Genomic DNA, 11,419 nt, shown 5'->3' with positions numbered 1-11,419 from the left:
CGAAGAGCTTCGCCCACGGCTACAGCGGCTGCGACGCCACCGCCGTCTCCTTCGACATCACCAACCAAATCGAAACCGACGTCACCGCGCAGAAGCCGACCCGCACCCTGCGCATGATCGCCGCCAACGAGGCCACCGACACCCAGAGCTGGAAAGAGTTCCTCGAAACCAGCCCCACCCTCACCATCCGTTACAACCACAAACCCAACACCCCGACGGGGATGACCACCTCCCCCAAGACCTCCTGCACCGCCACCACTCCCACGGTCGTCGGCGACGGCGCGGTATCCCTCTACGCCCCGGTCTCCGACCGCAACGGCGGCACCCTCGGCGTCACCTTCAAACTCTGGAAGACCACCGACACCACCGAGACCGCCCTGGCCACGTCCAACCCGAACCTGCTGACCTACTCCTCCGGCAGCACCGCCGTGCTCGTCGTCCCGGTGACGACCCTGCGCACCGCCGCCGCCAACGCGGTCACCGGCTTCTCCTGGAAGGTCCAGACCACCGACTTCCGCACCCCCAGCACCTGGTCGGCCACCTGCAAGCTCACCTTCGACCCCACCCGCGCCGGCCCACCCGAGGTCACCCCGCCGGCCGACACCACCATCGGCCAGGCTGCCACCTTCACCGTCACCCCGCCGGCCACCGGCACCACGCCCAGCGGCTACGTCTACCAGCTCAACGCCGGCCCGCCGGTCGACGTCCCAGCCGACGTCAGCGGCGCGGCGACCGTCGACCTCACTCCGACCCGGTTCACCAACACCCTGACCGTCACCAGCGTGTCCACCGGCGGCAACGTCGGCGAGTCGGCCAGCGTCACGTTCAACTCCAACCCGGCCGCCACCGCCGCCGCCGACGCCGACCTGACCGGGGACGGCGCGGCCGACCTGCTCACGGTCGGTGCGAGCAACTCGATGCCGTCAGGGCTCTGGCTACTGCCCGGCCGCAGCGCCGGGGCGCTGGCCGCCGCGACCGACATCGGCGCGCGGGGCAACGGCGTCACCGGCAACAACACCCCCGCCGACTTCGACGGCGCCCAGGCCATCACCGGCCACTTCACCGGCACCGGCCTCCAGGACGTCCTCGTCTACTACCCCGGCGGCGTCAACCCCGGCGGCGCCGGCGTCCTGCGCGCCAACGGCGACGGCTCCACCATCCAGGCCCACCTCAGCGGCAACCAGTACTCCATCGACCCCAGCCAACTCCTCGACCCCGACGACAACCGTCCTCTCCAACTCGTCAACGCCGGCGACACCCGCAACCTCAACTCCCCATACCCCGACCTCATCGGCACCAGCGGCAACCCCACCACCGGCTACCACCTCACCTACCACCCCAACCTCGGCGCACCGGGCAGCTACCTCGGCGCATTCCACACCACCGCCACCACCCCCACCGGCGGCACCGACTGGAACAACTGGACCATCACCACCACCCAACTCGCCACCGGCGCCGCCATGTTCCTCTGGAACCGCACCACCGGCGCCCTGCACCTGTGGACCGGCCTCGCCGTCAACCCCGACACCGGCGAACTCACCTACACCCCGCACGCCCTCTCCACCGCCTGGAACACCGGAGCCGCCATCACCCTGCGCGCCGCCGACATCAACGCCGACGGCACCCCCGACCTCTGGGCGACGGGCGCGGCGGCGACGGGGACCACCTGGCTGGTCTCCGGCCTGACCGGTGGCACCGGGACGATCGCCGCCCAACCGGCCCAGACCCTGGTCACCTCGGACCACACCTGGCAGCTCAACGACAACACGGGCGGCACCGTGAGCACGGCCCGGGACACCGGTGGCACGCTGCACGCCACCGGCACCGCCGGGGTCACCTGGAACACCGGCGACATGTTCGACCCCGACGTGGTCTTCAACGGCACTAGTGGAACGCTGACCACCACGGGCCCGGCCTTCGCCACCAACGCCGACTTCACCGTCTCCGCCTGGGTGAACCCCACCTCGGCGGGCGGGACCGTGTTGTCCCAGAACGGCGTCAACACCGCCGGATACCGGCTCTGGGCCGATGGCAGTGACAATTCCTGGCGCTTCGCGATGCCCCGCACCGACGTCGCGGCGCCGGTCTGGGACACCGTCACCTCCGGCGCGGGTAGCCTCCGGCCCGGCGTGTGGACGCAGGTGACGGCGACGTTCAACCAGGACACCGGCGCCATGACGCTGTACGTCAACGGCACCAACGTCGGCCACGCCACGCACGGCACCGTCTTCAACGCCACGGGCAACGTCCGCATCGGCAGCCACCGCACGTCGGCCACGGCCCACGGCGGCTGGTTCTCCGGCGAGATGGCGATGGTGCAGACCTGGAACGAGGTCTTCATCGGCAACGTCACCCTGTACGGCGTGCGTCCCGACGGGCGGCTGACCTACTCACAGATCGACGCGGGCACCGGCAACCGGACCAAGACCCTGGTCTCGGCATCGCCGCTGACCTTCGTGCCGAAGGCGATGGCGGTCCTCAACGGCAACACGCTGCTGGTGACGTCCCCGGCCGGGGTGCTGTACCGGCTCGACGTGCTGACCAACGACCGCACCCTGACGATCGGGCCGCTGACGCAGATCGGCGGGGGCTGGACCCACGACCGCCTCACCTACGACGGCGCCGGGAAGCTGTTCGGCATCGCCGACGGTTACCTGCGCCGGTACGACGTCACCAGTGCGAAGCCGACCAGCGCGACGATCATCAACAACACGTTGATCGACGGCGGTTTCGCCCTGAGCACCCTGACGTCCACCGGCCCCGGATGGATCATGGGCACCACCAGTGCGGGCGCCCTGCTCACCTACAAGATCAACGGTCCGGGAGACTGGCTCCGGTACGAGCTGCGCTCCAGCACCTGGCAGGTCATGAGCCACCTCGCCTCGCCGGGTGGCGGGGTCATCTACGGACAGCACTCCAACACCTCCCTCTACCGCTATCTGGACGCCAACCCGTACGACGGCGTCGGCACCGACATCGCCAGCTTCACCACCGACCCCGTGGACGCGTCCGGCTGGACGGAGGTGCTGCTCGCCGCGCAGCCAAGGACCCTCGGCTAGCCCGCCGGCGGGGAGGGACGTGCGCCCTCCCCGCCGGCCACCACGCCCCGCGTCCCGGCCGGGCGACGACTCACGCCTGTAAGGCGTCTCACGCCGGTCGGTCCTTCCAGCAGAGGATCAGCCGGCGTATCGTCGGCGGGCGATGACCAACGTCTGGCACCTCACCGTGCGCCTGTACGTCGACCTCCGACGGCAGGCCAGCGGCATCTGTCCGGCGCGGCCCGTCTCCTGACGCCCGCCCGCCCGACCCCCAGACCCCTGGACGCATCCTCATGGCCTCCGCCCTGCGCAAGTTCCCCTTCTCCCTACAGATCCTGCTCGGTCTCGTCCTCGGCGTGGCGCTGGGCTTCCTCGCCCGCGTCAACGACCTGAGCTGGCTGGCCAGCACCCTCGACACCGTCGGCGGCCTCTTCGTCCAGCTGCTCAAGCTGGCCGTGCCGCCGCTGGTCTTCACCGCCATCGTGGTCAGCGTGGTCAGCCTGCGCGGCGTGGCCAACGCCGCCCGGCTGGCGCTGAAGACGCTGCTCTGGTTCGGCGTCACCGCCCTGATCGCGGTGGGCATCGGCATCGGCCTCGGGCTGCTCACCGACCCGGGCCGGGGCGTCACCCTGGACGTCGGCGGGGCCGCCCCGCCGAAGGCCACCGGCTCGTGGACGGACTTCCTCACCGGCATCGTGCCGACCAACCCGGTCGGCGCGTTCGTCGAGGGCAACGTGCTCCAGATCGTCTTCCTGGCCCTGGTGGTGGGTGCCGCCGCACTGCTGGTCGGCGAGGCCGCCGAGCCGTTCGTGGCGCTCAACCGGTCGCTGCTGGCCATCGTGCAGAAGGCGCTGTGGTGGGTGATCCGGCTGGCCCCGATCGGCACCCTCGGCCTGATCGGCCACGCCGTCGCCTCGTACGGCTGGGACCTGCTGGCCCCGCTGGCGAAGTTCACCACCGCCGTGTACGTCGGCTGCGCCATCGTGCTGTTCGTGGTCTACCCGCTGCTGCTGGCCGTCGCCGGCCGGCTCAACCCGCTGCGCTTCTTCGCCGGCGCCTGGCCGGCCATCGAGCTGGCCTTCGTCTCCCGCTCCTCGGTCGGGACGATGCCGGTGACCCAGCGTTCCGTCGAGCGCCTCGGCGTCCCCCGCGAGTACGCCTCGTTCGCGGTGCCGTTCGGCGCGACCACGAAGATGGACGGCTGCGCGGCGATCTACCCGGCCCTCGCGGCGATCTTCGTGGCGCAGGTCTTCGGGGTGGACCTCGGCGTCGGCGACTACCTGCTGATCGCGTTCGTCTCCGTGGTCGGCTCGGCGGCCACCGCCGGCCTGACCGGCGCGATCGTGATGCTCACGCTGACCTTGAGCACGCTGGGCCTGCCACTGGCCGGGGCCGGCCTGCTGCTGGCCATCGACCCGATCCTGGACATGATCCGCACCGCCACCAACGTCGCCGGTCAGGCCGTCGTCCCGACCATCGTCGCCGCCCGCGAGGGCACCCTCGACCGGGCCGCGTACGACTCGGCCGGCCGCCGGGACCTGACCGAACCGGACGCTCCCGTCCGCACCGACGACCCGACCCCCGTCCCCGCCTGACACCCATGTTGATCAAGAGGTTTGCGTCACTGCGGAGATCGTTCCTGACGTAGACCTCTTGATCACGCGTCCCTGAAGCCCGCGCCTGCGCCTGGGCCGGAGAGGATCCGTACATGAGCAGTCTGTTCACCCCGCTGGCCCTACGGGCCGTCACCCTGCCCAACCGGGTCGCCCTGGCCCCGATGTGCCAGTACAGCGCCGGCCCGGACGGCCTGCCCACCGACTGGCACCGGGTGCACCTGGGGACCCGTGCGGTCGGCGGCGTCGGCCTGGTGATCACCGAGGCGACCGCCGTGGTGCCCGAGGGCCGGATCAGCCCCCAGGACACCGGCCTCTGGTCCGGCGCCCACGTCGACGCGTGGCGGCCCGTCACCGCCTTCGTCGCCGCGCAGGGCGCGGTGCCGGCCGTCCAGCTCGCGCACGCCGGGTTCAAGGCGTCGACGTACCGGCCGTGGGCGGAGCATCGCGGCGGGGTGCCGGACGCCGAGGGCGGCTGGACCCCGGTCGGCCCCGGCGCGGAGCCGTTCGTGCCCGAGTACCGGGTGCCGACCGCGCTCGACGAGGCCGGGCTCGCGGGCGTGGTCGAGGCGTTCGCCACGGCCGCCGGACGGGCGGTGGACGCCGGGTTCGCCGCCGTGGAGATCCACGCCGCGCACGGCTACCTGCTGCACGAGTTCCTGTCCCCCCTGACCAACCACCGCGCCGACGGCTGGGGCGGCGACCCGGCCGGCCGGATGCGGCTGACCCTGGCGGTGGCCCGCGCGGTCCGCGCGGCGGTCGGCGAGAACGTGCCGGTGCTGGCCCGGATCTCCGCCACCGACTGGACCGAGGACGGCTGGACCGTCGAGGACAGCGTGGTGCTCGCCGGGGAGCTGGCGGCGGCCGGCGTCGACCTGGTGGATGCCTCCTCCGGCGGCGCCTCCGCTCGGGCCGCCATCCCGGTCGGCCCCGGCTACCAGGTGCCGCTGGCCGCGCGGATCCGCCGGGAGGCCGGGGTGCCGACCGGCGCGGTCGGCCTGATCGTCGAGCCCGAGCAGGCCGAGCAGATCGTCGCCGGAGGGGAGGCGGACCTGGTCCTGCTCGGCCGGGAGCTGCTGCGCGACCCGTACTGGCCCCGCCGGGCGGCGGCCAAGCTCGGTGCCGCACCGTCCTGGCCGGCCCAGTACGCCCGCGCCCTCTGACATCGGGAACCTTGGACAGTTGCCGTTCGCACGCAACGGCAACTGTCCAAGGTCCGGCGGGGGCGGGGCGCGCGGGGAAGGGCCGGTCAGCCCGCCAGGTGACCCCAGTCGTCCTCCAGGTCCCGCCACGGGCCCCGGGCCGCCACCGTCCCGCCGATCAGCACCACCACCTGGTCGGCCCGGACCAGCGCCGCCCGCTTCGACGTCGAGCCGACCACCGTCACCCCGTTCTTCCGCAGCGCCGCCCACAGCTCCAGCTCCGTGGTGACGTCCAGCGCCGACGACACGTCGTCTGCGACCAGCAGCTCGGTACGCGGGGCCAGCGCCCGGGCCAGCGCCAGCCGCTGCAGCTGCCCGCCGGAGAGCCGGGTCCCCTTGTGCCCGATGAGCAGCCCGAGTCCGCCCCCGGCGGCGGCCAGGTCGTGGTCGAGCTGGGCGGTCGACACCGCGCCGGCCGCGTCCACGTCATGGCCGAGCGCGACGTTGTCGCAGACCGTGCCGGAGAGCACCCGGGGGAGCTGGCCCACGTAGCCGACCTGCTGGGGGCGCAGGAACAGCTCCGGTGAGGTGACCGGCTCGGAGTTCCAGCGCAGCGCGCCGGTGTGGTGCACGATCCCGGCCAGGGCGCGCAGCAACGAGGACTTGCCGGAGCCGACCGGCCCGACGACGAGCACGAGCTGGCCGCGTTCGACGGTCAGGTCGACGTCCCGGACGGCGAGCGTCCCGTCGGTGTGCAGCGCGCCGAAGCCGACCAGGTCCAGCCGGCGCAGCGGGTGCCGGGGCGGGGGCTCGGGCGCGGACGCGGTTCCGGCGGCCAGGTCCACCCCGTCCACCGGCGCCGAGTACGCCCCCACCCCGGCCATCGTCACCGTCCGGCGCGTCCACACCCGGGCCGACGGGAGCTGCGAGACCAGGGACGCCGTGGTCCACGCGAACCAGCGGGCCGCGCCGAGGGTGGACACCGCGACCAGGGTGGCCCCGGCGGACAGCCCGCCGCTGAGGTAGAGCGCCCAGGCGCCGATCGGCAGCAGGCCGCTGACCAGGGCCGGCGTGGAACGGGACCAGACCTGCACGGAGATCTCCCGGCGCTGCCGCTCGCTGCGGGTGGCGTCGAGGTCGGCGAGGTGGCCCAGCACCGGACGGGTGGCGCCGGCGAGCTTCACCGTGCGGGCGGCCGACAGGGACGACACCAGCGAGGTGGCGAACGCCGCCCGGGCCGCGACGGTGGCCCGGGCGGACCGTTCCAGGCGCGGCCCGAACAGCGTCGCCGCCAGCCCGGAGACGACCACCGTCCCGGCGAAGAACGCGGCCGGCACCAGGCTGCCGGAGACCAGCGTCATGGCGACCACGATGAGCAGGGCGATGGCCTGGTCGAGCAGGTTGTCGGCGAGGATCACCACCCGTTCGGTGTCACCGCCCTGGGCGACCACCTCGGCCGGGGTGTGTCCGCTGATCCGGCGCGGGCCGGTCTGCCCGTGCACCAGCCGCAGGCTGATCCGCAGCATCTGGCGCACCCACCAGTTGGGAAACCAGAAGCTGGTGAAGTAGGGCACCGGCGTGGTCACCAGCAGCGCGGTCACGATCCCGACCGCCGGCCACCACGGCCCGCCGGAGCCGTCCACCAGGTCGGCCCACAGCCAGGGCAGCACCGAACCGTCCAGACCGAGCAGCCCCCCGAACCCGAACAGCGCGATCGCGGTCAGGCCGTACCGGGGGTCGTTGGTGGTCAGGCGCAGGATCTCCCGCATCGTCCGGGCGGGCGGCGTCGGCGGCAGCGGGGGCGGCTCGACCTTCGTCCGGGCCACGCCGACCGGCACGCCGGGACCGGCACCCGGCGTGCTCGCCCCGGCGGGACCGGCACCCGGGGCCGGGGCCGGCGGCGGATCGGTCAGCAGCGCCGTGCCGCCGCTCCGCCCGGCCGCTCCCGCCTCGGCGTACGCGGAAGCGTGGCTGACGGCCAACAGCTCGGCGAACCGCTCCGAGGAGCGCAGCGGGCCGGCCTCGACCACCGCCCCGTCGGCCAGCACCACCACCTCGTCGCAGCCGCGGACCGAGGAGAGCCGGTGGGCGATGACGATGCCGATCCGGTCGGTGAGCAGCCGCTCGGTGGCCCGCTGCACCAGCGTCTCGGTGACCGGGTCCAGCCGGGCGGTGGCCTCGTCGAGGATCACCACGTGCGGGTCGCGGACCAGGATCCGGGCGAACGCGACGAGCTGCTCCTGCCCGGCGGACAGCACGTGCCCGCCCTCACCGAGCCGGGTGTCCAGGCCGTCGGGCAGCTCGGCGACCCAACCGGCCAGGCCCAGCTCGCGCAGCGCCCGGGCGGCGTCGTCGAGCAGGGCCGGGTCGAACAGGGCGACGTTCTCGGCGAGCGTGCCGGCCAGGATCTCGGTGCGCTGCGGCACCACGGCCACCCACCGACGCAGCCGCTCGACGTCCAGGTCGAGCAGGTCCGCCCCGCCGAGCAGCACGGTGCCGCGCGGCAGGTCCACCGCCCGGGTGAGCACCTTGGCCAGGGTGGACTTACCGGACCCGGTCCGCCCGACCAGGGCGTACGACCGGCCCCGGACGAAGTTCAGCGAGACGTCGCGCAGCGCCGGCGCGCGGTCGCCCTCCGTTCCGCCCTCCGGGTAGCGGAAGGTGAGGTTCCGCACGACCAGGTCGCCCTCGACGGGCTCCCGGCCGCCGGTCGGTTCCTGCCGGGAGTCCTGGAGAAGCTGCACCCGCCCCCAGGCGCCGAGCGCGTACTGCAACTCGGGCACCATCCGGCTGATGTGCTCGACGGTCGCGCCGAAGGCGAGCACCAGCAGCCAGACGGCGGTCAGTCGGGCCGCGTCGATCCGGCCGGAGGCCAGCGCCCAGGCCCCGCCGAGGACCACCCCGACGATGCCGACCCGGATGATCCCGGCGCCGACGGCGGTGACCTCCGCCGACATCCGCCACACCAGCCGCCCCCGGGCCAGCACCTCGGCCGCCCGCCGGGCGTAGAGCCGCAGCACGTACGGCCGGGCCAGGCTGGTGCGCACGTCGTCCTGGCCGTGGACGGCCTCCTCCATCACGGCGGCGAGGTCCGTCCATGCCTCCTCCTCGGCCATCCGGGCCGGGGCGATCCGCCGGGTCGGCCGGCGCAGCACGACCACGAGCAACGCCGTCAGCGTGAGCATGCTCACCCCGGCCGGCCACCAGACCACCAGCGCGACGACGGTGGAGAGCAGGCCCGTGGCGGACATCTGGGCGATCCGTACGCCGTGCCCGCGCACCTCGGAGGCCACCTGGTAGACGTCCCCGTCGATCCGGTCCAGCAGTTCCCCGACCGGGGTTCCCTCCAGGGTGGGCAGATCCTGCCCGAACGCCACCCGGCACAGCCGCCGCCGGACGTCGGCGGACCAGTCCGCGGTCAGCCCGGCCATCACCAGCCCGATGGCGAGGTCGGTGACGACCGCGGCGCAGAGCGCCACCGCGAGAACGGCGAACAGCACCCCCGAGCGGTGCACCAGCACCGGGCCGGCGAGCGCCGCCGCGACGGCCTGGCCGGCGGCGCCGAGGACGATCAGCACGGCGACGATCGTCATCCGGCGAGCCGAGGTGGCCCACAGGTCACGGAAAAGGCGCATGTCGGTCCCTCCGGACTCCGGGCGGCGGCACCTTCACCCTGGTTGATCCGGCCGGGCCGTTCAACGCATTTACCCCATCGGGGTACGCCGCCGGGGCCATGCCCGGGACGCCGGAGGACCATCGGAGGGCCGGGGGCCGCCGGAGGTAGCCCGGTCAGGCGCGGGTGTCAGCAAGGGGAGCTTCCCCGCACACTCAGAACAGCACGGTGGCGAGGGTGCCGACCGGGCGGAAGCCGCACCGCTCGTAGACGCGGCGGGCGGGCAGGTTGAAGTCGTTGACGTACAGGCTGACCGTCGGGGCGACCCGCAGCAGCGCGTCCCTGGTCACCGCCGCCATCGCCGCAGTGGCGAGCCCCCGGCCGCGCCACTGCGGCGACACCCAGACCCCCTGGACCTGCGCGGTACGCCGGGTCACCACCGCCAGCTCGGCCTTGAACACCACCTGGCCGTCGACGAACCGGGCGTACGCCCGACCGGCCCGGACCAGGTCGGTGACCCGCCGCCGGTAGCCGTGCCCGCCGTCCTCGGCCAACGGCGAGACGCCCACCTCCTCGGTGTACATGGCCACGGCCGCCGGGAAGAGCTGGTCGATCTCGTTGGCGCGTACCAGTCGCACCTCGGGGTCGACGACCACCGACGGCAGCGCGTCGGCGGCCAGCAGCGGCTGGTTGGGTCGGACGTCCCGGGCCGGCCCCCAGTGCCCGCAGAGCCGGTCCCACAGCCCGAGCACCGCGTCCGCCCGGCCGACGATGGAGGAGCAGAGGCGTTCCTCGGCGGCGAGCAGTTCGGCGTAGGCGGCGACGGCGGGCTCCGAGGCGAGCACCGGTGTGAGGTTGCCGCCGAGCCAGCAGATCGACTCCAGGCTACGGCGTGCGCCGTACCCGAGGATCCGCCCCTCGGCCCGCCACCAGGCCAGCCCTCGCGCGGCGATTCGCTCGGCGACCTGCGCTCCCGCGAACGGGTCGAGGTCGAGCAGCCGCTCGACCGCGCGGCGCTCCGATTCCCCCAATTGCCGTACCGGCACCGTCAGCACGGTTACCAGCCTGCCAGATCACCCCGCCGCCTCGCCGGCCGAGTGCCGAGCCCACCGGGACGGGCACGCAGGACATCGGGCCGGAGCGGCCCCGACGCACGTGCGACAGCACGTTGCCTTGTCGCCGACACGTTGCCGATATATCGTTGATGCATCAGCGACAGAACACGGAAGGGAGAGCCCTGATGGGTTTCCACCAACGGATGCACGTACCCGAGCACGAGGCCCGGAGGCGCGGCTTCGGCTTCCCGCCGTTCCCGCCCGGTCCCCCCGGGCCGCCGTTCCCACCCGGCCCGCACGGGCACGGCGGCGGCCGGGGCGGTCACCGGGGGCGCGGCCGGGGACGCCGGCCCAACGTGCGGGCCGCCGTGCTGGCCCTGCTCACCGAGCGGCCGATGCACGGGTACGAGATGATCCAGGAGATCGACTCCCGCACCGGCGGGGCCTGGCGGCCCAGCCCCGGGTCGATCTACCCGACGCTCCAACTCCTGGAGGACGAGGGCGTCGTCACCGTCGCGACCGAGGAGGCCGGCGGCGGCCGGAAGCGGTTCACGGTCACCGAGGCGGGCCGCGCCGAGGCCGACGAAGCGGCGCAGGCCCCGCCGTGGGGCGAGTTCGCCGAGGACACGGTCAACAGCTGGCACGACATCCGCGACGCCGGCAACCAGGCGATGCACGCGCTACGCCAGGTGATGACGACCGGCACCGACGACCAGCGGGAACGGGCCGCCCAGGTACTCGCCGAAACCCGCCGCAAGCTCTACGCCATCCTCGCCGAATCCGACTGACCCACCCACCCCGCCTGCTCCCCCTCCCACGCCCACCTCCACCCCACGCCCCCTCCCACGCCCGCCTTCCGCGCCCGCCTTCCGCGCCCGCCTTCCGCGCCCGCCTTCCGCGCAAATTCAAGGAAAGAGTGGCCATTCCCTGCGGAATGGCCACTCTTTCCTTGAATTTG

Annotated in this window: 6 protein-coding genes; 4 read left to right on the top strand and 2 right to left on the bottom strand. The window is 73.5% G+C overall.

What is annotated here, in order from left to right:
- The 3 genes from ACH4T9_RS05080 to ACH4T9_RS05070 all read left to right on the top strand — a co-directional run.
- Positions 1-3,059, top strand: a 3,059-nt coding sequence (locus ACH4T9_RS05080) for a LamG-like jellyroll fold domain-containing protein (protein WP_396669854.1), incomplete at its 5' end; no start/stop codon positions are given.
- A gap of 284 nt (positions 3,060-3,343) precedes the next feature.
- Complete coding sequence (locus ACH4T9_RS05075) at positions 3,344-4,633, top strand: dicarboxylate/amino acid:cation symporter (protein WP_396669910.1); 1,290 nt, start codon at positions 3,344-3,346, stop codon at positions 4,631-4,633.
- 113 nt (positions 4,634-4,746) lie between these two features.
- Positions 4,747-5,814, top strand: a complete 1,068-nt coding sequence (locus tag ACH4T9_RS05070) for an NADH:flavin oxidoreductase/NADH oxidase (protein WP_396669853.1) — start codon at positions 4,747-4,749, stop codon at positions 5,812-5,814.
- 86 nt (positions 5,815-5,900) lie between these two features.
- On the opposite strand, the gene ACH4T9_RS05065 is transcribed toward ACH4T9_RS05070, so the two are convergent.
- Entirely contained in the window at positions 5,901-9,428 is a 3,528-nt protein-coding gene (locus ACH4T9_RS05065) for an ATP-binding cassette domain-containing protein (RefSeq protein WP_396669852.1), read from the bottom strand.
- A 193-nt stretch (positions 9,429-9,621) separates the two neighbouring features.
- Positions 9,622-10,461 (bottom strand): GNAT family N-acetyltransferase, encoded by an 840-nt coding sequence (locus tag ACH4T9_RS05060; protein WP_396669851.1) that lies wholly within the window; start codon positions 10,459-10,461, stop codon positions 9,622-9,624.
- A gap of 185 nt (positions 10,462-10,646) precedes the next feature.
- Between ACH4T9_RS05060 and ACH4T9_RS05055 the strand changes: the two genes are divergently transcribed.
- The gene (locus tag ACH4T9_RS05055; RefSeq protein ID WP_396669850.1) at positions 10,647-11,249 is read left to right on the top strand and encodes a PadR family transcriptional regulator; all 603 of its coding nucleotides are present in this window, start codon (positions 10,647-10,649) and stop codon (positions 11,247-11,249) included.
- The last annotated feature ends 170 nt before the right edge of the window (positions 11,250-11,419 follow it).

Source organism: Micromonospora sp. NPDC020750, assembly GCF_044334565.1.
Classification (GTDB): domain Bacteria; phylum Actinomycetota; class Actinomycetes; order Mycobacteriales; family Micromonosporaceae; genus Micromonospora.
This window is presented reverse-complemented; position numbering and strand designations above follow the sequence as displayed.